We start from the raw sequence: 492 nt of genomic DNA, 5'->3' as shown, positions 1-492 counted from the left end.
TCTTGCTTCCGCAACCAGCCGCTGATGCGGCGTCGCGGGAGCGCTGTACGTTTTGTGGACACGCGCTCCGTCGCGCTCCTTTCGTATCAATTTGAACGACGGCTGGAAAAAGTTCACGAACAAGCGGGCCGAACGGTAAAGCCGAGCCAGCAGAGCAGCCGCTTCGAGCCCCTCGAATCGACGGTAGCCGACCATTCGTCGGACCACCGCGCCGTTCTTCTGCTCGACAAAGGCCTGGTCGTTCTTGCGATACGGGCGACAACGCGTGAAGACGATACCAGCCTGTTCGCAATACCCTTTCAAGGTCTCATTCATGAACACAGAGTCGTTGTCGGTGTCCAGGCCCAGGAGCGCAAACGGTAGCTGTTTTCGAAGTTCAGTCAGAACCGTGCTCAGCAACCTCTGTTCGCGCACCAGAAGTGGCGCGCATTCCGTCCAGCCGGTGGCGATGTCCGTGAGAACGAGCGTCTGGACGAAACTGCCCCGCGCCGA

The 492-nt window shown here is 59.6% G+C and carries 1 pseudogene; it reads right to left on the bottom strand.

What is annotated here, in order from left to right:
* Window positions 1-492: pseudogene (locus AC5ZG5_RS46435) on the bottom strand (ISNCY family transposase); the annotation flags it as partial.

It is taken from the genome of Bradyrhizobium sp. Ses1 (assembly GCF_059512365.1).
This window is presented reverse-complemented; position numbering and strand designations above follow the sequence as displayed.